This is a genomic window from Aeromonas sp. Y289-2, assembly GCF_027705925.1.
In the GTDB taxonomy this organism is placed as follows: Bacteria; Pseudomonadota; Gammaproteobacteria; order Enterobacterales; family Aeromonadaceae; genus Aeromonas; species Aeromonas veronii.
This window is the reverse complement of record NZ_JAPDCH010000004.1, coordinates 36,160-60,845: the sequence shown is the minus strand read 5'-3', so window position 1 is coordinate 60,845 and position 24,686 is coordinate 36,160. Positions and strand designations below refer to the sequence as shown.

Below are 24,686 nucleotides of genomic sequence, written 5' to 3'. Positions count from 1 at the left end.
CGGGAAAATCCACAGGGCGGGCAATCCGGTCCAAAACTGTGGAAGGTGGCCTTAGGCCAGCTGATCCATCCGTTGCCACAGGCGGCTCGCCACCTTGCTGGCCTGCTCGTAAATGGGCGCGACGTCAAAGGCGAACTCGCGATCCTGATAGACCATGCGCCCCTCCACCATCACGCTGTTGACGCTGTTCGATCCCATACCAAAGGCGAGATGGCCGCCGAGGTTGCGCGGCGCCAGCGGGGTCGGTGCGTCGTAGTCGCAAATGGTGAGGTCGGCCTTGTAGCCCGGCTCCAGGCGGCCAAATTTGGCACCGAAGTTGCGCTCCAGCAGGGTGTTGCCGTTCCAGAGGAAGCGGGCAAAGCTGTCGGGCCACAGGGCGCCGCCCGCATCCTTGTGTTTGAAGTAGGCGAACTTGAGCTCTTCGAGCATGTCGGAGCCGATACCATCGGTGCCAAGCGCCAGATTGCGATACTCCGGCAGGTGCATGTTGTAGCCCACGTGGTTGTTCATGTTGGAGCGGGCGTTGTGCACCAGGAAGGCATCGCGGCTGTTGAGCAGCTCAATGTCGGCCGGGCTCAGGTAGATGCCGTGGGCGACAAGCGACTTGCTGTCGATAAGGCCAAACTCGTCCAACCGGGCGATGGGCTCCTTGCCATAGTGGTGGTGGCCGTGAGCCATGTCGTAACGGTCTTCCGCCACATGGATATGCAGGCCGCGACCGGTGACCTGCACCGCTTCGCGCAGCATGGCCAGCCCCTCGTCCGGTACCGTAAAGGGGGCGTGGGCGCCGATATGAGCTTCCACCAGATAGGGTTCGTTCCCCTTGGCCTTGGCGGCATCGATGGCTTGGGCGAACAGGATGTTCTCCTCCACCCCGGCCTGCAGTTCGGCGAGGCCGCCGTTGCGATCCGTGGTCTCGAAGCAGGTCATGCCGCGCAGGCCCGCCTCCATAAACCCTTTGCGCAACACGTTCAGGGAGCCCTTGATGAAGTTGGGCGAAGCGTGGTGGTCGATCACCGCGCTGCAACCGCTCTTGATCGCCTCCAGTGAGCAGATAAGGCCGCTGTAGTAGAGGGACTCCTCATCGAGCGCCCGATCGAGCCGCCACCAGAGGTTTTTCAGGGTGGAGATAAAGTCCGGGCAAGGGGCGATATTGGCCATGATCCCCCGCGACAGGCCGGAGTAGAAGTGGTTATGGGCACAGACGATGCCCGGCATCACCAGCTTGCCGCCCATCTCCCGATAGTTGGCCTCCGGGTAGAGGGCCCGCAGATTGGGCCCTACCGCTTTGATAAGGGTGCCTTCGATGGCGATATCCACCCCTTCCAGTACCCGGGTCGGCTCCAGCTGGACGGCGGTGACGTTTTTCAGAATAAACATGGTGTGCTCCTTCGCTTATTCGTGGTTCGCTCAGGCCTCGACGGCCCCCAGCAGGTAGTGGTGATGGGCATGGACATGGCTGATGATGCGGCACATGTCGCCAAGGGCCGCTGGCGCATCCTTGATCCGGCTCTGGGCGTCGATGGTCAGGCGATAGGTCTCGCCGCCCTGACGCACCCGCAGTTCGCCACCATCCGCCAGATAGAAACCGGGGTTGCGGCTGTTGTCGAAGTCCTCGGGCAGGCTGAAGATGGTGACCTTGTCCTGATAGGGCTTGCCCTGCCACGGGCAGAACTGGGCGCAGTTGCCACATTCGTTGCAGTAGGCATCCAGGTGCAAGGTCTGGAACTGGTCTTTGAAGCCCGGCACCGCGATGGCGACGTTGGCCCGGTTGGGGCAGACATCCACGCACTTGCTGCAGAGGTAGTTGCACTCGAGGCAACGGTGCGCCTCTTGCGCCACGAAGGCATCACGCTCGTTCTTGTCGACCATGGTGACGGCGATGCTCCCCTTGCGGCGGTAGATCTCATCCTTGCCCGACGGCTGGATGGTCACTTCACTCTGCTGGCTGGCGATATGCTCGCGAGAGAGCACCAGATCCGCGGCGCGGCGGGCACCACCGATGGCACCGACGATGGAGGACGGGCCACTCTGCACGTCACCGATGAGGAAGACGTTGCGACGGCTGGTTTCGCCAGTCTGGCTATCCACCTCGGGCCAGCCATCGCTGCCAAGAGGAATGCCCATCGCTTTCAATACTTCGCAATCAGGCTGCTCGCCGATGGCGGTGATCAGCGCATCCATCTGCATCACTTCGGTCTGCTCGGTGGGCACAGGACGGCGGCGGCCCTGCTCGTCAGGATCCCCCAGCGCCATCATCCGCACGGTGAGCTTGCCATCTTTGTCAAAGCGCTCCGGATTGGTGAGGAAGCAGAAACGTACCCCATCCTCTACCGCTTCCAGAACCTCCTCGCGATAGGCGGGCATCTCTTTTTCGCTGCGACGGTAGATCACGGTCACATCGCTGACACCGGGCACCTTGAGGGCGGCGCGGGTGCAGTCCATGGCGGTGTTACCGGCGCCGATCACCGCCACATGGCGGCCCAGCGGCAGCGGTTTGCCCTGATTGAAGCTGCGCAGGAAGTGGAAGGATTTGTAAATCCGCTCGTGACCCCCCTCGAGGCGCATGCCGCCATTCTTGTCGGCGCCGATGCCGACGAAGACATAGGTAAAGCCCTGGGCGTGCAGCTTGTCGACGGTGAGCGCCGGATCGCAGCCAAACTCGAACTTGACCCCGTGAGCGGCGACAAAGTCGATGTCATGCTGGATAAGCTCCGCTGGGATGCGGAACTCGGGGATGATGTGCTTGACCACGCCACCGGCATCCGCTTCGCGCTCGAACACGGTGACCGGGTGACCGGCACGGGCCAGGAAGTAACCGGCGGAGAGACCGGCAGGACCGGCGCCAATCACCGCAACCGGGTGCTTGTCACCACTGCCTGCCGGTTTGTGCCAGCGGGCCTTGTACCCTTCCCAGCCGCGCTCCAGCGCCACTTTTTTCAGCTCACGGATATTGAGCGCGCTGTCGTAATCGAGACGGGTGCAGTTGTACTGGCACTGGTGATCGCAGATATGGCCGGTGATGGCGGGCAAGGCGTTGCGCTGATAAATCAGCTCAAGGGCCGCCACATACTCCCCCTCGCCCATCAGGCGAATGTACTCGGGGATATCCTGGTGCACGGCGCAGGCGGTGACGCAGGGCGCCACGTAGCAGTCAGTCAGCGGCAGACCGCCGCCCACTTCGATGCGATCCTCGGACTTCCACTCCTTCTGGGTATAATCCATGGTGAGCGCCTTGGCGGCCAGCGCCTCCAGCTTGGCCACATCCACCTGACTCATGCCCCAGCTGTCAGAGGCGTCGATCTCTTTGAGACACTCAATCTGGCGCAGGTAGCCACCCGGTTTGAGCAGGTCGGTGGCCATGGTGATGGGACGAATACCGGTCTCGAAGATCTCCGCGATGTTGAACTTGCTGGCACCACCGGAGTAGGAGATGGGCAGCTTGCCATCGAAGGCGCGGGACAGCACGGCAGCCACGTTGATGGAGAGGGGGAACAGCGCGCGGCCGGACATATACATCTCATCGCCGGGCAGCGCCCCCTTGCGGTTGATGGTGCCAAGGGTGTTGGTGAGCTTGACCCCGAAGGTGAGCCCCTTCTCGGCCCCCAGCGCCATCAAACGGGTCAGCATCGCCTTGGCCTGCTCCAGCTTGAGGTCGTGATCGAACGACGCTTCGCTCAGACCAATGTAATCAAAGCCACAGGTATCGAGGATCTCGCGCACCCGCGGGTAGCCCAGCAGGGTCGGGTTCAATTTGACGAAGGTGTTGAGCCCCTTCTCTTCCAGCATGTAGCGGCAGATGGCCTCAATTTCGTTCGGCGGGCAGCCGTGCATGGTGGAGAGGGTGACGCCGTGAACCAGATTGGCCGGGATACGATCCACCAGCTGTTGCAGGCGATCGCGGCGCGCCCCCAGTCCCAGCTCGGCGATAAACTGCTCGTCGGCCACCAGCTCGCGCAGCACCTGCTGGTACTCGGCAAATTTCGGAGTGCTGCTGGCATCCATCAGACTGTGGATAAACTGCTGCATCGGTGGCTGTTTGATGCCATCGAGGTTGTAACCCACACTCATATTGAAGATGAAGGACTTGGCCTCTCCGTCGAGCCGCGGGTCGAACACCTCTTCCAGCAGGTAGAGGGCAAACCAGGCTTTCAGATACTCGTCAAATGCCTTGGGCAGAGTGAACTCGGTGGACCACTCTGTGTTGAAGCACTCATCCTCGGCATCGATACAGGGCTTTTCCAGTTCGAGACGGTCCAGGATCTGCACCGTCTTGAGCTCGATAAAGCGCCCGCCGGTCAGCCAGGAAGTGACGATGTTCTGGGCCAACTGGGTATGGGGGCCAGCTGCCGGGCCAATGGGGGTCTCGCAGGTTTCACCGAACACCTTGATCTTGCGCTCGTCCTGCTTGCGATAGAATTGCGCGGCGGGAATACCGAAAATGCTCTGACTCTCTTTATATTCCGCGAAAATACGGGTCAGCAGGTTCTTGAACGGAACGGGTCGCATAATATCGCCCATGGTTATCTCCTTGCAGCTGTTCTGCCCATTGGCAGCATGAATAAATGGGATATCCCGCACGGGCATTATCCCTTTGCAAGGAGAAGAGCAACAATCAGGCCACTACAGTTACAAAACTATTTTTTAGGGTGAAAGCGTGAGACAGCTCCAATTAATGATGAGAATTTACGATGCCACCATTATGGGTATTGCGAGTAGTTATCAATTACTCTGGAATTTACTTAATGAGCAATTCAAAAAGAACTCACTCTATCAGATCAAGTGCGAGAAATATCACTTTGATACGCCATTTATCTCCCCATTATCTTTTTAAAACAGGGTTATTTCGTGGGCTAACTCTCATTTTCAAGAATGCCATCCAGCAGCGCCTGATAGCGCTCCGGGGTATCCACATCAAACAGGATAGCGGGGCTGTCAACTGGCACCATACGGTGCGGATGCCCTTGCAACCAGCGCCGTACCGACGACTGCACCGGGGCCGCTGCCAACTCGCGGGCAAGGGATTTTGGCAGCAACACCGGATGGCCCGCCTCCCCCTGCCAGGTAGGGAAAAGAGCCTCACAGCCCCGTGCCTGCCAGAGCTGTTGATAGACCTCGCGCGGGATACAGGGGAGATCCCCGTGGCTGATAAAGAGGTAGTCAGCGTCACTGGCCGCCAGGGCGCAGCGGATGGAGCTACCCAGTCCCTGCCGATAGTCTGGGTTGTGGACGACAACAATATCCGGCCGTGATCCGTAGCGGGCTTCAAGCTCCTCGCCACGATGGCCCACCACCAGAATAACCCGCTGACAAAAGGCCAAGGCATTTTTGAGACTTGCATCAAGCATTGTCCCCTGGCAATAAGGTAGCATCATTTTCCAGGTACCCATTCGGGAAGATAAACCCGCCGCCGTTATTATACAGTCACACTGCACTTGTTCCTGGTAACGTTGTTTTCCACTCCCTTCGATATTTATTTTGGTCGTCATTATGTCGCTACCACACGTTGTTGCTGTCGCATTTCCAGATATAGATCCACTATTAAACCCGTTCACCCAAAATATTGATAGCCATACCACCTTAATTAGCCTCTGCGGCGCCGGTGGAAAAACCAGCACCCTGTTCTGGCTGGCGGAATATTTTTATCAACAGGGTAAAAGGGTGCTAATTACCACCACCACCAGGATGTTTCTGCCTGCCCCGTCACACTATCGGGAATTGATTATCGAGACGGATCCCGTTCGTCAACTTACCCGCTGTCAGGCGCTCCCGGATGGCCCGGCGCTGGTTGCCCTGTTCAACCATCTCGACGAGCGCACCGGAAAGGTGGCGGGCCCCACGCCCCAGCAGATTGATCTTATCAAGGGGCAGCAGCGCTTCGATCTGATCCTGGTCGAAGCGGATGGCGCACATCACAAGTTATTGAAAGTGCCCGCTTTGCACGAACCTTGCATTCCTCAGCACAGTGATTGGGTGATCGCCCTGACGGGCGGCGCCATGGTGGGGGCCAAGGCCGACCCGCAGCAGATCCACCGCTGGGCAGAGCTTCAGGCCCTGTGCGGGATAGAGGCCGGTGACCCCCTCGACTGGGCGCTGTTTCACCAGCTGCTCTCCCACCCCGAGGGGCTGTTCAAGGGCACCCCGGCCAGGGCGCGCCGGATCTGGTTTATCAATGGGGATTATCAAAATGAGGCGTCGTGGCTCGATGAATTGATAAAGCTGCATAGCCGCCACCCCGAGATCTATGCCATCTGGCAGGGGGCGGTTCGCGAGCCACAGCCCATTCGCCACGCACTCGGTTACTTCGCTCAGGATGAGGCTCAGCCGCCTCGCCCATGATGGTTTAAGGATAAGAAGAGGTACCTTATGAATCTGTTTGCACACGCAGCCCGACTGGAACAGGAGAACATTCCCTTTGCCATGGCCCAGATCATCGAGAGCCGTGGCTCCACCCCCCGCCATCAGGCCCAGATGCTGGTAATGGCCGATGGCCAGATCCTCGGCACCATCGGCGGCGGCATGATCGAGCGGCTGGTGATCGAGGAAGCGATGGCCGCCATTGCCGAGCGCAAGCCGCGTATCTTCCACGGCCGGATGGCCCGCAACGGCGAACATGCGGTCGGGTCGGATTGTGGCGGCGCCATGTCGGTCTATATCGATGTCTATGGTCTGCGACCACGGCTGGTACTGATCGGTGCCGGCCACGTCAACCGGGCGCTGGCCCATGCTGCGGCGCCACTGGGTTTTGATATCCATGTGGGCGACTGTTTTGAAGGGAGCCTCAATCCCGATCACTTCCCCGTCGGCACCCATCTCAAACAGGCCGATACCATCAGCGCGGTGATCGAAGCACTGGCCATCGAGCCCGCCAACTTCGTTATCATCGCCACCAATCATCAGGACAAGGAGGCGCTGGATCGGCTCATCAGCCGTCCCCTCGCCTATCTGGGGCTGCTCGCCAGCAAGCGCAAGGCGCAGACCTTCACCCAGGCGCTGCGCCAGCAAGGGGTGGGTAAGGAGCAGTTGCAGCGGCTGCACGCCCCCATCGGCTACAACATAGGTGCCGAGACCCCCGAGGAGATCGCCATCAGCATCCTCGCCGAGCTACTGCAGGTGAAAAACGGCAAATCGGGTGGGCTGATGCAGGATGACGTGCGCCTCAAGCGGGATCAACTGGTGGTGATGCGCGGCTCCGGCGATATCGCCACCGGAGTGGCGTTGCGCCTGCACAATGCCGGCTTCAAGGTGGTGATGCTGGATCTCGACAAGCCCACGGTGATCCGTCGCACCGTCGCCTTCGCGCAAGGGATGTTTGACGGCGAAACCAGTGTCGAGGGTGTGCGCGCCAAGCGGGTCGAGAGCGTTGAGCAAGCGTTCGAGCAGCTGGAGCGGGGCGTCATTCCGCTGCTGGTCGACCCCGACTGTGCCACCCTCGCCGAGCTCAAGCCCCGCTATCTGGTGGATGCCATCCTCGCCAAGCAGAACCTCGGCACCCACAAGGAGATGGCCCCCATTACGGTCGCCCTTGGCCCGGGCTTTGAGGCGGGGCGCGACTGCGATGCGGTGATCGAGACCAACCGTGGCCACCATCTGGGCCGGGTCATCTATCAGGGCCCCGCCCAGCCCAATACCGGCATTCCCGGGGTGATCGAGGGGCACTCCGCCCGCCGGGTGGTGCGCGCCCCCGCCCCCGGGGTGATGAAGAGCCTGATCAAGCTCGGCGATCTGGTGCAGGAGGGAGATGTGATCGCCCATGTAGGTGATACCCCCATTATCGCGCCCCTCTCCGGCATGGTGCGGGGGCTGCTCAGCGATGGCATCGAAGTGCCGGTCGGCTTCAAGATTGGCGATATCGACCCGCGCGGCGAGCGCGCCGATGCCACCACCGTCTCTGACAAGGCTCGCGCCATCGGCGGCGCCGTGCTGGAAGCCATGATGCATCTGGCCAAGCGCAGATAAGAGAGTGTTCTTAAAACCAGAAGGGCCCGCCATGATGGCGGGCCCTTTTTATCTCTTCGCTGGCAATCGGCTCAGCCGTGCTTGATACGGGTCTCCCCCGCCACCGATACCACGGAGCGCTTGCCCTTGCGGCTAATCACCAACAACGCCAGTACGATAAGGGCGATGCCGCTCCCCTCCACCGGCCCCGGATTTTCCCCAAGCAGCCACCAGGAGAGCAGCACGCCGGTTACCGGCACCGCCAGGGTGCTGAGGCTGGCAATACCCGCCGGCAGCTTTTTCAGCACAAACAGCCAGAGACTCCAGGCGATGGCGGTGGCGAAGATGGCGCTATAGGCCAGCGCGCCCATCACGTAGGGCTGCCAGTCGATGGGGCGCTCCGGCACCAGCGCCGCCACCAGCGTCATCACCAGGGTGGCGTAGATCATCTGCCAGGTGGTGAGGGACATCAGATCCACCCCGGGATGGCGGGCATACATCCGCTTGGCGATGATGGCGCTGATCCCCCAGCAGATGCCGGAGAGTATCGCCAAGAGCGCACTCTTGAGAGATTCAAGATGCAGCAGCCAGGGCTGGATCACCAACAGCAACCCGCAGGCCGCCACCCCGACCGCCAGATAGTGCAGCTTGCGCATCCGCTCGCCGAGAAAGAGCGCCGCGAAGATCACCACCCAGAACGGCATGGTGTAACTCAAAATGGCCACCTTGCCCGCCCCGCCGCTGATAAGGGCCCATTGTGCCAACCCCACCATGCCGCAGGTCTGGAACAGGGCGATGGCTAATGTATAGCGAAACGGGGTGGGTTTGAGGTAACGGCGGCCACGCAGGGCCAGCACCAGCAACAACACCAATGAACCGCACAAGCAGCGCAGGGCGGTGAACTCGAACGCCCCCGCGTAGAGCATTACCTGCTTCATCACGATCCAGCTGTAACTCCAGATTGCGGTGAGCAGGACCAGTCCCCCCAACGCCGCCATATTGATCTTTGTGCTCATTACTCTGCCTTTTTGGCGCCTGTACGCCTGCATGCCGGGCTAACCAGCCCCTAAAAGGACCATCTTACTCTTGTGGGGGCCGACAGCCCAAACGTGCACGCCCCCTGAAGAGGGGCGTTGACGAAGAACCTTGCCAAGGTGGGCCTCGAACGACCAACACGCTATATACCTCCCTTATGTGACCCCTGGTAAAATCGATTGCCATCATCAAACGCAAATGCTAATACTTCTCACCCCAAAATCCGTTCAAGGTTTTCACAAGATGTTTCGTCACCCCCTGGCAAAGTTGCTGCTGCTCGGTCAGCTCGCCCTGATGAGCTGGATGGCGCAGGCAAATCCCATGGTTGAAGTAGAAGATGTGATGGGCCGCAAGGTCTCCCTCAGCCTGCCGGCCAGCCGTATCGTGCTCGGTTTCTATCCCGAGGATTATCTGGCCGTGGCCGGTGAAGGCGGCGCCGATCGGCTGGTGGGCATGTCCCGTGGCTGGTTCGTCAAGTCCCGCCCCGCCATCTGGTCGCTGTATGTGGCCAGCCTGCCGCAACTGGCCAAGGTGCCTGACCTTGGCAATGTGCAGGATCAGAGCTTCTCCATCGAGAAGACCCTGGCGGTCAAGCCCGATTTGCTGATCCTGGCGAAGTGGCAATATGAGGCTCTCGGCCCGGATCTGCCACGCTTCGAACAGGCTGGGATCCCGGTGGTGGTCATCGACTACAACGCCCAGACCCTGGAGCGCCACATGGCGAGCACCTTGCTGCTGGGCAAGGTGACAGGTCAGGAAGCTCGTGCCCAACAGATGGCCGACGAATACAAGACCAAGATTGACATCATCACCTCCCGCGTTGCCAACGCGAAGCGCCAGCCCCCTCGGGTCTATATCGAGCTGGGCGACAAGGGACCTGCCGAATACAGCTACACCTATGGCAAGGACATGTGGGGCGCGATGGCCCTGCTGGCCGGGGGTGACAACGTCGCGGCTCCCTTCGTCGAGCGCTGGGGTCCCATCCATCCTGAGCAACTGCTGGCGAGCAAACCCGAGGTCATCCTGATGGCGGGCTACGAGAGCGTGAGCAGCGCAGAGGCGATGCAGGTCGGCCAGGATGTGTCGGCCGAGACGGTGCGCCAGCGCCTGCAGGGCTTTGCCGCCCGCCCGGGCTGGAGCGAGTTGCCCGCCGTACAGCAGGGGCGCCTCTATGCGGTCTATCACGGCGCAACCCGCAGCATCATGGATGCCGCGCTCATCGAGTTCATGGCCAAGGCCCTCTACCCGGATCTGTTCCAGGATCTCGATCCACTGGCCACCTATCAGGGCTTCTACCAGCGCTATCTGCCCATCCGCCCCCAGGGCACCTTTATGCTGGGCATCAAGCAGGGTGACGCAAACTGAATCCGGTCGTTCGGGCTTTGCCTATCTAGGCAAAGCCCTCTTCATCCCTCTTTCACCCTTGTGGGCGCCTCTCATGGCGCCCGTTTCAGGATTGTCATCATGAATGATTTGGCTGCTCTGCAGCAGACCCTCGCCCGCCAGCGGCAACGGGAGCGCCGTCGCGGGCACTGGCTCCTGCTGCTCACCCTGGTACTGTGCATTAGCCTGGTGCTCGACATCGCCACCGGCCCCTCTCTGCTGCCACTTGGCGAAGTGGTCGATGCCCTGCTCGCCCCCGCCCAGGCCGATCCCATGACCCGCACCATAGTCCATGACATGCGCCTGCCCATCGCCCTGATGGCGCTGGTAGTCGGTGCTGCGCTGGGTCTTGGCGGCGTCCAGATGCAGACTCTGCTGGATAACCCGCTGGCCAGCCCCTACACCCTGGGGCTCGCTGCCGCAGCGGGGCTCGGTGCCGCACTGGCGCTCTATACCGGCGGTCTTGGGCTCCCTCCCCTGATTGCCATTCCGGCTGGCGCCTTCATCCTCTGCATGTTTGCCGCGAGCCTTTTATTTGGCCTGGCCATGATGCGCCATGTCAACAGCCAGACCCTGATCCTGGCGGGCATCGCCCTGCTGTTCCTGTTCCAGTCCCTGCTCTCCCTGCTGCAGTTTCTCTCCTCCCCCGAGCTCAACCAGCAGATCCTGTTCTGGCTGTTTGGCAGCCTGATGCGCACTACCTGGGACTCCCTGATCATCACCGCCGCCGTCACCCTGATCTGCACCCTGCTCATCTACCGGGATGCCTGGGCCCTCACCAGCCTGCGCTTGGGGGAAGCCCGTGCCCGCAGCCTCGGGGTCAACGTGGACAGGTTGCGCATGAAGACTCTGGTGCTGGTCGCCCTGCTCACCGCCACTGCCACCAGTTTCGTCGGTGTCATCGGCTTCGTTGGACTGGTGGCGCCCCATATCGCTCGCATGTTGGTGGGGGAGGATCAGCGTTTTCTTATCCCGCTCTCGGCCCTGTGCGGCGCCTGCATGCTCTCGGCGGCCTCGGTGCTCTCCAAGTCCATCATTCCGGGGGCCCTCTTTCCCATCGGCATCGTCACCGCTTTGATTGGCGTGCCCTTCTTCATCTGGTTGATCCTCGGCAGGGGGCGTAAACGTGCTTGAAATATCCCGACTCACCCTCTCCCTCGGCCAGCAGACCCTGCTGCGAGATCTCAGCCTCACCCTGCATCCGGGTCAGGTCCACGTGATCATCGGTCCGAACGGTACCGGCAAGACCTCCTTGATGCGCACCCTGTTTGGTGAACTGACCCCGGATGGCGGCGATATCCGCCTGGGGGGCCAGAGTGTCCGCCAGATGACGCAGGCCAAGTGGCGCCAGCAGTTTGGCTACATGCCCCAGAACATCCAGCTGGAGCTGGACTTGAGCGTCATCGAAGTGGTGGTACTCGGTCGCCTCGACAGCCTCTCCATGCGTCTGGCTGACGAGGACATTCTGGCGGCGGGCCGCGCCCTGCAAGCGCTCGGCATCGCCCATCTGGCGGATCGCCCCCTCTACTCCTTGAGCGGCGGCCAGCGGCAGATGGTGCTGTTTGCCCAAGTGCTGCTACGCGATCCCCGCATCATGATGCTGGATGAGCCGGTCAGCGCCCTGGATCTTCACCACCAGATGCAACTGATGGAGCACCTGTGTCAGCAGACCCGCGAGCAGCAGTGGATCACCCTGGTGGTGCTGCACGATCTCAACCTCGCAGCCCAGTTTGCCGATCAGCTGATCGTGCTGGCAGGGGGCGATCTGCAGGCCTTCGGCCCCCCCGCCCGGGTGCTCGACGCGGCCCTTATCGAGCGCCTCTACCATGTGCCGGTGGAGATAAGCCACGATCAGAGCGGCATCCCCTTCCTCAGAACCGTGCGAAAGGCCTCATGACAGAGCGCAGCACAACCCCTGCGGCCCCATCCCGACATACAAACGGGAGGCGAAGATGAACAGCGCCTCCTACTGGCGGGACTGGCAGGGCATGAGCCCGGCAGCCCGCCTGCTTATCACCAACGGGCTGGCCTTCAACCTCGGCTTCTACATGATGATGCCCTTCCTCGCCCAGCACATGGGTAGCGGGCTGGGTCTCGCCGGTTGGGCCTGTGGCCTGGTCATGGGGATGCGGGTCTTCAGCCAGCAGGGGCTCTTTCTCTTGGGGGGCACCCTTGGGGATCGCATCGGCTATCACCCCGCCATCGTCTGGGGCTGCCTGGTGCGCTCCATAGGCTTCGTGTTGCTCGGCTGGGCCGAGTCCCTGCCCATCCTGCTGCTGGCCGCCGCCCTCACCGGCTTTGCGGGGGCCCTGTTCACCCCTTGCGCCCAGGCGTATCTTGCCAGCGAATGCCACAACCCGAGCCAGCGTCAGCGCGCCTTTGCCCTGCACAATCTCGCCAGCGAGGCGGGCATGCTGCTCGGGCCCCTGGTCGGACTGACACTGACCCAGCAGAGCTATACCCTGACCGGCTTGTTGGCGGCGAGTCTGTTCGCCCTGCTCGGGGTGCTGCAATACCGGGTGCTGCCCAAACGCCCGGTGAGCCACCAGAGTCCGCGTGGCGCCATTTTGCGCCAATGGAGAGAGATAGTGCGCCAGCGCCCATTTATCGTGTTTACCCTGCTGGCGGGCAGCTACCAGATCCTGTTCCACCAACTCTATCTCGCCCTGCCCGCCCATATCCAGAGTCTGCCGGACGCCACCCACCTGCTCGGCGGCGTCTTTACCCTCTCGGCGGTGATCGGCGTCCTGCTCCAGCTGCCAGCCTCCCGTCTGGTAGAGAGGCGCCTGGGAGTGCCGCTCGCCATGGGGTTGGGTATCGGGATGATGGGCTTGAGCTACCTGGCTCTACCGCTGCTGGCACCTTGGCCGACGGCAGGCGTGTTGACGCAGGTAGCCCTGCTATCGCTCGGATCCATTCTCTGCTTCCCGCTCTTTGCTGCCCAACTACCCCGCTACGCCCCTCCCGAGCAGCTCGGCAGCTACTACGGCTTCTATGCCAGCGCTGGCGGCTGCATGGCGCTCTTTGGCAACCTGTTCATCGGTTTTATGTTGGGGGATGCGGGCAGCCGCCCCGCCACAGTCATCTGGCTGCTGCTGGCGATGATTGGTTTGCTCGCCGGTATCGGCCTCTACAAGTTTCTGCCATCCATAAAACCCGGCTGCCACTCCAACTAGTCCTATTGCCACTCCCACAGAGCGGTTCATCTGGCCTGCAGAACACGACCGACAGTGATGATCCGTCACCGCCATCCCAATAAAACAGAGTGTGGAGCCAAGGCTCCACACTCTGTCAGGGGCCGGATGCCCCTGTGGATCAGTACGCATGATTACAGGCTGATCACGGTCCCGGTCTTGCCAGCGATCCCCTCGGCTGCCTTTTCCAGCAGGGTGATGAGGGATTTTCGCCTCGGCAAGGATGTGGCAAACGAGAGCGCCGCCTCCACCTTGGGCAGCATGGAGCCCTTGGCAAACTGCCCTTGTGCAATAAAGCTGTTGGCATCGGCAACGCTCAGCTGATCGAGCCACTGCACATCGGGCTTGCCGAAGTTGATGGCGACCTTCTCCACTGCGGTGAGGATGATCAGCATGTCGGCGTCAATCAGTTCCGCCAGCTTGGCACTGGCCCAATCCTTGTCGATCACCGCGCTGGCGCCGCGCAGGTGATTGCCCTCACGCAGCACCGGAATGCCACCGCCACCGACGGTGATCACCACCTGACCGGCGGCCAGCATGGCAGAGACGGTCTCTTTCTCGATGATATCGATGGGTTTGGGAGATGCGACCACCCGGCGATAGCCACGGCCGGCATCCTCTTTGAGCCGCTCGCCCTTGGCCATCAGCGCCTCGGCCTCCTCCTTGCTGAAGAAACCGCCGATGGGCTTGCTGGGGTCGAGGAAGGCGGGATCATTTTTATCCACCTCCACTTGCGTCACCAGCGTGGCGACCGGCTTGTGGATGCCGCGTTCCAGCAGGGCTTCACGCAGGGCATTTTGCAGGTCATAACCGATATAACCCTGACTCAGGGCCACGCAGACCGACATCGGCAGATGGGGGGACTTGGGCTCGTGGCGGGCCGCCACTTCGAACGCCTGCTGGATCATACCCACCTGCGGGCCGTTGCCGTGGGTCACCACCACCTCATGCCCCTGAGCGATCAGGTCGGCAATGGTGCCTGCCGTGCTCTGCACCGCCTTCATCTGCTCGGGCAGGTTGTTGCCCAGAGCGTTGCCCCCCAGGGCTAGTACGATACGCTGTTTCATCTTGTGCTCTCCGATGATAAGGGTGGGCCGGTGTCATACCGACTCTGTTGTTCTGTCTATTGCTGTGCTGATTGCTGTTCTCTGACCGCTTCGCCCAGCAGTGGATCAAAGGGTGCTCTGGCCAAAAACCGGCCATGCCCCCGTTGTCCGGTAAACTCGCCGTCGCGAGCGACTATCTCGCCGCGACTGAGGGTCATCCTGATCTGGCCGGGGCAGCGCATCCCCTCGTAGGGGCTGTAGTCACCGTTGTCATGCAGGGCGGCGTGACGGATCAGGGTCTCGCCACGGGGATCCATCAGCACCAGATCGGCATCAGACCCCGCTTGCAAGTTGCCCTTACGCGGCCAGAGGCCAAACAGGTGCGCCGAATTGGCGCTGGTGAGGGCCACGAAGCGCGACGGCGAGATGCGCCCGCCCAATACACCGTGGGCAAACAGCAGCAGCATCCGGTTCTCGACACCCGGCAAGCCGTTGGGGCAGCGGCTGAAATCGCCGCCTGACAGGGTCATGCGCTGGGCGTGGGAGAAGTTGCAGTGATCGGTCGCCACCGTATCGATATCGCCCGCAGCGATGCCGACCCACAGCTTGTCCTGCTCGCGGCGCGAGCGCAGCGGCGGGCTGAGCAGATAGTCGACTCCGTTCTCCCGGTAGTAGCAGGAATCATCCAAAAGCAGATATTGCGGGCAGGTCTCCACCCAGACCGGTTGGCCCTGACGGCGCGCCAGTTTCAGATACTCCAGCCCCAGTCCGTTTGAAAGGTGGACGATATAGAGCGGGGCATTGCCCGCGAGCCCCGCCAGGTTGATCATCCGGGCGATCGCCTCCGCCTCGCACTCCAGCGGGCGACTTTGCGGGTGATACCAAGGCTCATGGTGACCGGCGGCCAATAGGGCCGCCCGGCGCGCCGCGATGGCGGCATCGTTCTCGGGATGGACGGTGGCAAGCGCCCCCACCTCTTTGAGGCGGGCCAAGGCACGCAGCACGTCATGGTCCCCCAGCTTGTACTGGTAGGTGAGATAGAGCTTGAAGCTGCTGATCCCCTCCTCCTGCACCATGGCGGCCATCTCATTAAGGATGGCGTCATCCACATGCTGGATCACGCCATGAAAGCTATAGTCGATCACCGCCTGATCGGCGGCGTAGTCGTGATAACGGGCCAGCTGGTGATGCAGATTGCACCCCGCCGGGCCAAATCCCATGTGGTCGACGATGGTGGTGGTGCCACCACAGGCGGCGGCACGGGTACCGCTGAAAAAGTCATCGCAGCTGCGGGCAATGCCCACATCGATGTTGAAGTGGGTATGGACGTCGATGCCACCCGGCATCACATAACAGCCGCTAGCATCGAGCACTTCGGTCTCGCCATCGGGCTGGATAGCGGCGGCGCGGGCGCGGATCACCCCGTTTTCGATCAGCAGATCCTGACGATATTCACCCTGCGCATCGACCAGCACACCGTTTCTGATCAGCCGTTTCATCCCCACCACCTCGAACATCACTTCAAACAGCAAGGCCCCGCCTCAACACAGACGGGGCACTTGCCACACTTGCGACAGCCGGGCGGTGATGAGAGTCACCGCCCGGCAGCCCCCTTACTTGTCCAGCTCGGCCAGATAGAGCATGGGGATCACGGCGTACATGGCGGCGCACTTGACCAGATGCTCTTTCCAGGTCTTCTCATTCGGTGCGTGGGCCTCCGGCTCTTTACCCGGGCCAAAACCGATGACCGGAATACCGTGGCGACCCATGATGGAGACCCCGTTGGTCGAGAAGGTCCACTTGTCCACCACAGGCTCCTTGTTGAACAGCTCGCGATAAGCCTTGGAGAGGGTTTTGACGGTGATGTGATCCTCCTCCACCTTCCAGGTCGGGAAGTAGCACTCGGTCGGGTAGACCAGACCGGTATAGGCCGGACGATCGTACTGATACATGGAGACTTCAGCACCGGCGGCTTGCACCGCAGGCAGGGCGCGGATCTCGTCGAGCGCCCCTTGCCAAGTCTCGCCCCAGGTCAGGCGACGGTCGATGGACACGGCGCAGCTATCCGCCACGGCGCAGCGGCTCGGAGAGGTGAAGAAGATCTCGGAGACGGTCAGGGTACCCTTGCCGAGGAAGTCGTCATGACCGAGGTTGTGGCTGAGCTCCTGCAATTCGCCGAGGATCGGGCCCATCTTGAAGATGGCGTTGTCACCGCGCTCCGGCGCAGAGCCGTGGCAGCTGACCCCCTGCACCTCGATGCGGATCTCCATGCGGCCACGCTGGCCACGGTAGATCTGGCAGTCGGTGGGTTCGGTACTGACCACGAACTCGGGGCGGATCTTGCTCTGCTCGATGATGTACTGCCAGCAGAGGCCGTCGCAATCCTCCTCCTGCACGGTACCGGTCACCAACAGGGTGTACTGATCTTCCAGCCCCAGATCCTTGATGATCTTGCCCGCATAGACCATGGAGGCCATGCCCCCTTCCTGATCGGAGGCGCCGCGACCACCGATGATCTCGTGATCTTCCATCCCCTCATAGGGGTCGAACTTCCAGTTGGCCATGTTGCCGACGCCCACGGTATCGATGTGGGCATCCATGGCGATCAGGTGCGGGCCGTGGCCGATATAGCCCAACACGTTGCCCATGGGGTCGATCTCGACCTTATCAAAGCCAACCTTCTCCATCTCCTGCTTGATGCGCAGCACGACGCGCTCTTCATCGCAGCTCTCGCTCGGGATGGCGATCATGTCGCGCAGGAACTGACTCATCTCGGCCTTGTACTGGTAGGCCTTCTCCAACACCATTTCAAACGGAATTTGCTTGCTCATTGTGATTCTCCATAACAACTGAGAGTGCGCGGCCTGTTCGTCGGCAGCGCCCTGTGCCCGTTACCGCGCCCCGTTGGCGAGGCGCGATCAATGCTTCAATTCGAGTCTCTGCTCTCGCAGGGATTACTCACAGCCGGGGTTAATCGCAGGCAGGATGTTTGCCTTCCCACACCACTTCCCGGTAGTGCTTCACATCGGTGTCCCCTTCGGTGTTGATGATGAGTACGACCGAGTTGCTATCCAGCCCGAGGCGCGCCATCAGCGCCGCGCGATCCGGGTGGTGACGCACCGCCGCCAACACGCCGGTGCCGACCGAGCCGGATTCGCCGGAGATAATGCGGGGATCATTGCCAAGGGGGTTGCCGAGCACTCTCATCCCCAGCGCCGACACCTTGTCGTGGCAGGAGATAAACTGGGTCGTGCAGCTTCTGAGCAGTGGCCAGCCGAGGGGGTTGGGTTCGCCACAGGCGAGACCGGCCATGATGGTGCGCATATCGCCACCCACGTTGACCATCTCCCCCGCCACGCCGGAGCGGTAGATACAATCGGCCTGATCCGGCTCGACCACGATACTGTGCAGGTTTTTCGCCCCGAAGCAGTCCACCAGATAACCGAGCACACCGCCCGCCAGCGCTCCGACCCCAGCCTGCAGCAGCACATGGGTCGGCTGCTTGATGCCCATATCCTGCATCTGCTCGACCGCTTCGTCGGCCAGGGTGGAGTAACCCTGCATGATCCAGGTCGGGATCTTGGTGTAACCCTCCCAGGCTGTGTCCTGCACTATGTGCCAGCCGCGCTCTTCGGCCATCTTCATGGTCAGGCGCACGGTGTCGTCGTAGTTCATGTCGGTGACGATGCACTCGGCACCGAGGTTGAGGATGTGGTCAACCCGCTCCTGAGCCGAGCCCTTGGGCATGTAGACCACCGCATGCTGGCCCACCTGCTTGGCGGCCCAGGCAACGCCGCGACCGTGATTGCCATCTGTGGTGGTGGCGAAAGTCATCGGCTCCTTGATGGTGCGTTTGATGAGATCGAAGGAGAAATCCTCGATGGCCACCCCATATTTTTCACAGAGCAGGTTGGCGATGGCATAAACGCCACCCAGCATCTTGAAGGCATTGAGGCCAAAGCGCTTTGACTCGTCCTTGACCAATATATTTTTCACCCCGATATAGGCAGCCAGATCTTTCAGGTCGCACAATGGGGTCGGTTCATAACCGGCCAGTTTTTTATGAAAAGCGCGAGCCTTTTGTGCTTCGGCGCGAGAAAACAGCGGAGATGGCTCGGCGGTAAAAAAGCGGTTATCGGCAATATCCATCTTCAAAGAAAATTGGGACATGCTTACCTCACTAGGCGTTACCTGACAAAGAGCTGCCTCGCCGGGAGATCCGTTATTCAGATACCACGGAGAGAAAACTCAAAATAATGGGTTCGACAGTGTGGGCAGGATGAATCTTCACCCTGCCCTGCCGTTATTTATTTCACCCGCTTTTGCGCCTCTTTAATCAGATTTTCCAGGGTTTCTGCCGGGGCGGAGAATTTACGGGCCATGATCATGGCGGCGATAATATAGGGCTTCCAACTCGCCTCTTTGTAAGTGGCGATACGGTATTTCTCGAATACACCTTCGGTTACTTCGCCCTCTTTGCAGGAGACTCCGGAAATATCGGCCGGCAGGCAGTGCATATAGAGCGCCTCGCCCCCCTTGGTGAGCTTCATCATCTCCTCGGTGCAGTGCCAATCCTTGTGCTTGGCGTTCTGCTCAAGGCAATGTTTCTCCAGTTCCTTGAGGCCGGCGTGGTCATTGGCACGCAGCAACTCGGTGCGCTGCTCCATCACCTTGTAGGGGGCCCAAGACTTGGGATAGACGATATCGGCGTCCTTGAACGCCTCTTCCATGGAGGTGACCTGGCGGAAGCTGCCGCCGGAGGCCTTGGCATTCTCTTTGGCCACTTCGATCACGTCCGGGATCAGGTCATAGCCTTCCGGATGGGCCAGGGTCACGTCCATACCGAAACGGGTCATCAAGCCGATGATGCCCTGCGGCACGGAGAGCGGCTTGCCGTAGCTCGGGGAGTAAGCCCAGGTCATCGCAATCTTCTTGCCCTTGAGGCTATCCAGGCTGCCGAAGTGCTCCTGCAACCAGGCCAGATCAGCCATCGACTGGGTCGGGTGATCAATGTCGCACTGCAGGTTGACCAAGGCCGGACGCTGGGGCAGCACTCCCTTCTCGAACCCTTCATCCAGTGCGGCGCCTACTTCGCGCATATAGGCGTTACCGGCACCGAGGAACATGTCGTCACGGATCCCGATGGCATCGGCGCAAAACGAGATCATGTTGGCGGTTTCACGGACGGTTTCGCCATGGGCGATCTGGGATTTACCCTCATCCAGATCCTGCTGGGCCAGACCGAGCAGGTTCAAGGCGGAGGCGTAAGAGAAGCGGGTTCGGGTGGAGTTATCGCGGAAAACCGAGATACCGAGCCCGCTGTTAAACAATTTGGTGCAGATATTTTCGGAGCGCAGGGTCTTGAGGGATTCGGCCAGTTTCAATACCAGCTCCAGCTCCTGAGGTGTTTGCTCCCAGGTCAGCAGAAAATCTTTTTCATGCAGGTTGGATTTGAGTGCTCTGATCTCTTTGATTAATTCGTTAACTGCTTTCATCGTTCGCCCCAATCATTGGATGAGATATGGATAGCTCCCCTTTCACTCACGATGTCACCAGCATCCCGGTTGTGGGTGAGCGCGTCGGTTAGCGTCGATATGAGGCAATCAATAACCATGCCAAACCAATAAAATGCAGGCAGATATTAATAAATGGAAAAAGTGTGTGATGCCACCCACAAAATCAGCGGCTATTTCTGCGGTTTATTCCATAAAAGGATGGATGGGGTAGCCAAGCGATAAAAAAGCCGGGTGATAATAATCGAATGAGATATCCCTGCACCGGTGAGAATTATCATCAAAGGTCAGTTTCAAGGGCTGAAATGATATCGGCGGGGCGACCGTTATCATTATGATAATGCCGTGCAGCGACTTGCTCTTTTGTTACGACCTCTTCTGCAGAAATCTCTCGGCCATCTCGCCTCCCCTGCACTCCCGTATCACCTCTCGTCTTATCTTCCGGCCACATCGCTGGGCGCAGTTGGCCCAAGGTGCTAACGTGAATACGCCAGCTGCGCATCTGTCTCGGATGCTCAGGAGAGGCCGACGTTCACGACCGCAACTGCGCGGATGAACCTGCATGACTTACATCTTTGAGGGATTATCTATGTCCAGGAATGCTGCACTGCTCATCACCCTGACCCTGCTCGGTATCACCCCTGCCCACGCCATCAGTGCCAAATATGCCGAGCAGCTGGAGCGATCCGGTTGTACCCAGATCACCGAGGCGCAAGGCTGTGACATTCACAAAACCAAAGCGGAAAATGCCAAGGCGGGATTTGGCACGGCCGCCCCTGCGGCGGAGGGCGGTCTGAATCTGAGCTATGAGCAGAAGCTGGAGCGCTCGGGCTGCACTCAGGTGAGCGAGCTCAATGGCTGCGATATCAACAAAACCAAGGCTGAGAACGCGGCTGCCAGTGTTGGCAATGCTCCGGCCGCGGCAACCAGCGCCAGCCCCTATGCGGGCAACTGGATCGCCACCTTCCCCCAAACCGGCGCCACCGTGGCCAATATCCGCATCGATGGCAAAGATCAGGTGTGGGTCAACGACAAGAAGGTCAATGCCAAGAAATCCGATGGCGCGCTGGTGTTCAAGGATGGCATGGTCATCTACACCATTCAGGGTGATCGCCGCATCAAGGGTGAAGACGGCTGGGTCGATAATGATACCGGCACCAAGGGGCCCATCAACGCCAAGTAAGCAGCTGACCACGAAATGACGGGGAGCGCGGGCACCCCGTTTCACACCTGATTGCCCATCTCTTCCAATGACCAGCTCCGCCAATGAGGGGCCAGAATCAATACCTCCTGCTCCAGCCAAGTCCCGTCTGTGATCAGTTTATCGAGCCAGGGAACGCCTACCGGCGTGCCATGACCATCAACCTGATCAGCCTGCGTCGTCACACGCCAGGGCACCTTGCCACTGTCCGTCGCAAAGGTGCGCACCGGACGGGCATAGTGCTCCAGATAAGGCCGCAGCTCACAGGGAAGCCAGAGCATGGCAGGACGCTGTAGCTCACGCGCCAGCTCGATGGCAATATCGATACCCCGTTGATCGAGATCGCCAAAATGGGCCCACTGCACGCCCGCAGGCAGCAGCGGGATCAGCTGTTTGGCCAGGGTGGTATTGCGACCGGGAGCAAAGAGCAGCAGTTGCCCGGGTTGCAGCGGGTAGTCGACAAAAGCCCCCTTGTTCTCCACCGTAATGACCCGCTCCCCCTGCCAGCCGATGGCCGCCAGCGTGCCCAGAGTCCGCTCCGGCAACGCCAACTCCCCCAGCAGTGCCATCATTGCCGTCATATCGTGCTGCTGACCCTGCCGATCGACCAGCGAGAGCGGTTCGAGGGTGCGGATGCGGATCACCTCATCTTGCGTGAGCGTCAAGTCCGCAAGCTGTGGCGCGGCAAGGGATGCTGACCGCGGATGCTTGCTGTCCCCATGCCAGAGGGCATAAAAGCAGGCCTGATTGAGCCGTGCAGGCAAACTCACTCCCAGACGTCGCAGCTGCTTACGCTTGTCCGGTTCGGGGGGCGCTGCCCGTGCCAGTTGTCCGGTCAGATAAGTCCACCCCGCGTCGGTCAACACATAATGAGCACCTCGGCCAACCGGCTTGATCCCGGCTACTGCCTGCAACAGATCCTTCAACTCGCGGCCATGCCGACTCTCAAGGGAGCAGCCCTTTCCGTTCTGGCTATCGAACAACCGTGCACACAAATCCTGTACCCGCACCTCATCAAACAGCGACATCATCACCTCTCCATGTGGCTTCAAATGACGAAGTAGAGGTGATTTTCCCTGTCATTACCGTGACCGGCTTCGCAAGCGGTTCTTATCAGCCCCGCCATGCATGGCCCGTTACTGGTAAACCCGCCACCAAGGGCGCAAGCTGGTTTGATATAGAGATACGCTGCGCTCTTCGCGGCACGACAACGCGATACCCGCTTTTACAAGGGCTTGCCATGACCGACGCCACAGACCCCTCGCCATCCTCTTCTTGGCATCTTTCGGATATCCGCGAGCTGGCGCACCTGCTGACTCTGGCGCTGCCCGCCGCGGTAGAGATCACCGAAGCGGTACATCAGGCGGTACTGAGCGGTATGGGGCTCAAGGGACGAGATGAGGGAAAAACAGCCGGGATCACCGGGCTGGTCTACAAGGGGGTACATGGCGCCGCCAACACCCTGGGCAGCGGTATCAACCAACTGCTCAGCCGGCTGCCAGCCACACCGCCGCCCCACCAGATCCCCGAAACCCCGAAACGTGCGGCCCTGATCGCCACGCTCAACGGCGTGTTGGGGGACAAGCTGGTCGAACACCACAATGCCCTCGCCACCCCCATGACCCTGCGCTATCAGGGCAAGCCCCTCGATTGGCAGGCGATGCCAAAGGATCTACCCCGCGAGGGACGGGTGCTGCTGATGATCCATGGCCTCTGCATGAACGATCTGCAGTGGCAGACCGAGCACCAAGGCAAGCCGGTCAATCACGGAGAGCAACTTGCCAACGCGCTTGGCTATCAGCCTCTTTACCTGCGCTACAACTCGGGCCTGCCCATCGCACAGAACGGGCAGGCGCTGGCCCTGTTGCTGGAACAGCTGTTCGCCCACTGGCCGGGAGAGCTCAAAGAGATAACGATAATGGGCTATAGCATGGGGGGACTGGTTGCACGCAGCGCCTGCCACCATGCCGGCGTGGCCGGGCTCACCTGGCCTGCGCACCTTGCCAACCTGATATTTCTCGGCACACCACACCACGGCGCGCCGCTCGAACATGCCGGTCACTGGCTGGAGCAGTTGTTGCCCGCTACCGCCTACAGCGAACCCTTCGTCAGACTGGCGCGGCTGCGCAGTGCTGGCATCAAGGATCTGCGCCACGGCAAGGTGAGCGATACCGTTGCACGGCCGGATCCCGCCGTCCCCTCACAGGATCCTCGCTCGCCACTCCCCTTGCCCTGTGGCGTCAACTGCTATGCCATTGCCGCGACCACTGCCGCCAAGCGCAGCCTGCTGGCCGACCGGCTGATTGGCGATGGACTGGTGCCGCTACGCAGCGCCCTCGGTCAGCACAACGAAGCGCGCCATCAGCTGGCTTTTCTTCCTGCCCATACCCTGATTGTCTATCGCACCAGCCATATGGCCCTGCTGGCCAGCCCGCAGGTTGGCCAGCAACTGCTGCGCTGGCTCAGCCCCTTGCAGTTATAGCGAGTGGCTATTAAAGCAACAGAGTGCTGGTTCACAAGGTATCCCTGTGGCACTCTGGGACGTCAAAGGGAAGACCCACACTGACACCTGATGTGTCCCCACCGCAAAGGAGCGCCACCTATGGCCAAAGTATGCAAGAAAGAGATCAAGAAGAAGATCGCCGCTCGTCTTGAGAAAATTGCCAAGCATGAAGGCAAGCTCAAGAAGCTGAAGAAGGCCCTGAAGTAGGACCCACAGCATAAGAGAAACCGCCAGCTGGCGGTTTTTTCATCCCCTTTTCGCCCCTTTACCATCGTCTTGATACCGATGGCCTTAATGTAAACGCCTCAAGCACACCTCAGCAAAACAGCCCGACTGAAACCACGCGCTTTCCCATCTCAGCTATTTGGTCTAACAGCGCCAATCGGGCGCCGCGCGTGCCCATGCCAGCAACTACCTTCAACGGAGTGTTTGATATGAGCCAGCAGTGGAGCGCCATATGTTCTCTTACACCCTCACCTTCAAGGATGATGTCGATCGCCTGACCGCCCCCGAGCAGGAGATCACCTTGCAAAGCCCCGCTCAGGCGGGGGATTTTATTATCCTCTCCGACGGCAGCCGCCATCAGGTGATGTTTGTCACCCACCGAGCCCACTTCAGCAGCCTCTATCTCGATAAAGGGGTCAGGGTGCCGCAGAGTTAGTGGCTATCGCCTTCAATTGATGGGGCTGAGTGAAATATTCACGCCGGAGACATAATGATCATCGCATCATGTCAATGATCCTTTATCTCTATCACGATATATCTGAGGAAGCGCGATGAAAAAAATACAACATTGTCTTATATCAAATTCAATTTATTTAGCCACGGAAAAGCAAATCATACCTCACAAAAACGAACCACCATCACTCAATA

The 24,686-nt window shown here is 60.4% G+C and carries 19 protein-coding genes; 9 read left to right on the top strand and 10 right to left on the bottom strand.

All coding sequences use genetic code 11. The features are described 5' to 3' along the window. Positions 1-51: 51 nt before the first annotated feature. The 3 genes from ssnA to mocA form a co-directional block, all read right to left on the bottom strand. On the bottom strand, positions 52-1,380 hold the full coding sequence (gene ssnA / locus OKC43_RS08275) for a putative aminohydrolase SsnA (RefSeq protein ID WP_236271391.1): 1,329 nt from the start codon (positions 1,378-1,380) through the stop codon (positions 52-54). A gap of 30 nt (positions 1,381-1,410) precedes the next feature. After that, positions 1,411-4,521 carry a putative selenate reductase subunit YgfK gene (ygfK, locus tag OKC43_RS08270; RefSeq protein WP_270658567.1) on the bottom strand — a complete coding sequence of 1,037 codons (3,111 nt, stop codon included), beginning with the start codon at positions 4,519-4,521 and terminating at the stop codon, positions 1,411-1,413. 332 nt (positions 4,522-4,853) lie between these two features. Further along, positions 4,854-5,489 carry a molybdenum cofactor cytidylyltransferase gene (gene mocA, locus OKC43_RS08265; RefSeq protein ID WP_257687544.1) on the bottom strand — a complete coding sequence of 212 codons (636 nt, stop codon included), beginning with the start codon at positions 5,487-5,489 and terminating at the stop codon, positions 4,854-4,856. Between the two features lies 1 nt (position 5,490). On the opposite strand from mocA, the gene yqeC reads away from it, so the two are divergent. Further along, positions 5,491-6,339 carry a selenium cofactor biosynthesis protein YqeC gene (yqeC, locus tag OKC43_RS08260; protein ID WP_236271389.1) on the top strand — a complete coding sequence of 283 codons (849 nt, stop codon included), beginning with the start codon at positions 5,491-5,493 and terminating at the stop codon, positions 6,337-6,339. A 27-nt stretch (positions 6,340-6,366) separates the two neighbouring features. Beyond that, positions 6,367-7,959: a selenium-dependent molybdenum cofactor biosynthesis protein YqeB gene (gene yqeB, locus OKC43_RS08255; protein ID WP_236271388.1), complete on the top strand. Its 1,593-nt coding sequence runs from the start codon at positions 6,367-6,369 to the stop codon at positions 7,957-7,959. 71 nt (positions 7,960-8,030) lie between these two features. On the opposite strand, the gene OKC43_RS08250 is transcribed toward yqeB, so the two are convergent. Continuing rightward, positions 8,031-8,954 carry a DMT family transporter gene (locus OKC43_RS08250; RefSeq protein WP_047440047.1) on the bottom strand — a complete coding sequence of 308 codons (924 nt, stop codon included), beginning with the start codon at positions 8,952-8,954 and terminating at the stop codon, positions 8,031-8,033. 262 nt (positions 8,955-9,216) lie between these two features. Between OKC43_RS08250 and OKC43_RS08245 the strand changes: the two genes are divergently transcribed. The 4 genes from OKC43_RS08245 (at position 9,217) to OKC43_RS08230 (ending at position 13,532) form a co-directional block, all read left to right on the top strand. Further along, the gene (locus tag OKC43_RS08245; RefSeq protein ID WP_150389051.1) at positions 9,217-10,338 is read left to right on the top strand and encodes an ABC transporter substrate-binding protein; all 1,122 of its coding nucleotides are present in this window, start codon (positions 9,217-9,219) and stop codon (positions 10,336-10,338) included. A 99-nt stretch (positions 10,339-10,437) separates the two neighbouring features. Next, a complete protein-coding gene (locus tag OKC43_RS08240) occupies positions 10,438-11,490 on the top strand; it encodes a FecCD family ABC transporter permease (protein ID WP_150389050.1) in 1,053 nt (350 codons plus the stop codon). Further along, positions 11,483-12,253 (top strand): ABC transporter ATP-binding protein, encoded by a 771-nt coding sequence (locus tag OKC43_RS08235; RefSeq protein WP_157160730.1) that lies wholly within the window; start codon positions 11,483-11,485, stop codon positions 12,251-12,253. The genes OKC43_RS08240 and OKC43_RS08235 overlap by 8 nt, the downstream gene beginning before the upstream one ends. Positions 12,254-12,308: 55 nt before the next feature. Beyond that, on the top strand, positions 12,309-13,532 hold the full coding sequence (locus OKC43_RS08230) for an MFS transporter (RefSeq protein ID WP_236271387.1): 1,224 nt from the start codon (positions 12,309-12,311) through the stop codon (positions 13,530-13,532). A gap of 152 nt (positions 13,533-13,684) precedes the next feature. Here the strand turns inward: OKC43_RS08230 and arcC are convergent, their stop codons facing one another. The 5 genes from arcC to ygeW all read right to left on the bottom strand — a co-directional run bounded on the left by arcC (position 13,685) and on the right by ygeW (position 20,091). Further along, positions 13,685-14,617, bottom strand: coding sequence for a carbamate kinase (gene arcC / locus OKC43_RS08225; protein WP_236271386.1), 933 nt, complete (start codon positions 14,615-14,617; stop codon positions 13,685-13,687). Between the two features lie 56 nt (positions 14,618-14,673). Continuing rightward, positions 14,674-16,095, bottom strand: coding sequence for a dihydropyrimidinase (hydA, locus tag OKC43_RS08220; RefSeq protein WP_236271504.1), 1,422 nt, complete (start codon positions 16,093-16,095; stop codon positions 14,674-14,676). 114 nt (positions 16,096-16,209) lie between these two features. After that, positions 16,210-17,427 carry a YgeY family selenium metabolism-linked hydrolase gene (locus tag OKC43_RS08215; protein WP_236271385.1) on the bottom strand — a complete coding sequence of 406 codons (1,218 nt, stop codon included), beginning with the start codon at positions 17,425-17,427 and terminating at the stop codon, positions 16,210-16,212. Between the two features lie 139 nt (positions 17,428-17,566). Continuing rightward, positions 17,567-18,766: a diaminopropionate ammonia-lyase gene (gene dpaL, locus OKC43_RS08210; protein ID WP_158110803.1), complete on the bottom strand. Its 1,200-nt coding sequence runs from the start codon at positions 18,764-18,766 to the stop codon at positions 17,567-17,569. A gap of 137 nt (positions 18,767-18,903) precedes the next feature. Next, the gene (ygeW, locus tag OKC43_RS08205) at positions 18,904-20,091 is read right to left on the bottom strand and encodes a knotted carbamoyltransferase YgeW (RefSeq protein ID WP_201992144.1); all 1,188 of its coding nucleotides are present in this window, start codon (positions 20,089-20,091) and stop codon (positions 18,904-18,906) included. Between the two features lie 607 nt (positions 20,092-20,698). Between ygeW and OKC43_RS08200 the strand changes: the two genes are divergently transcribed. Beyond that, positions 20,699-21,292, top strand: a complete 594-nt coding sequence (locus OKC43_RS08200; RefSeq protein WP_270658558.1) for a hypothetical protein — start codon at positions 20,699-20,701, stop codon at positions 21,290-21,292. A gap of 41 nt (positions 21,293-21,333) precedes the next feature. Here the strand turns inward: OKC43_RS08200 and OKC43_RS08195 are convergent, their stop codons facing one another. Next, positions 21,334-22,338, bottom strand: coding sequence for a Wadjet anti-phage system protein JetD domain-containing protein (locus OKC43_RS08195; protein ID WP_236271503.1), 1,005 nt, complete (start codon positions 22,336-22,338; stop codon positions 21,334-21,336). Positions 22,339-22,550: 212 nt separating this feature from the next. On the opposite strand from OKC43_RS08195, the gene OKC43_RS08190 reads away from it, so the two are divergent. Both OKC43_RS08190 and OKC43_RS08185 read left to right on the top strand, forming a co-directional pair. After that, positions 22,551-23,792, top strand: a complete 1,242-nt coding sequence (locus OKC43_RS08190; protein ID WP_236271383.1) for a lipase family alpha/beta hydrolase — start codon at positions 22,551-22,553, stop codon at positions 23,790-23,792. Between the two features lie 478 nt (positions 23,793-24,270). Continuing rightward, positions 24,271-24,474 carry a hypothetical protein gene (locus OKC43_RS08185; RefSeq protein ID WP_236271382.1) on the top strand — a complete coding sequence of 68 codons (204 nt, stop codon included), beginning with the start codon at positions 24,271-24,273 and terminating at the stop codon, positions 24,472-24,474. Positions 24,475-24,686: the final 212 nt, after the last annotated feature.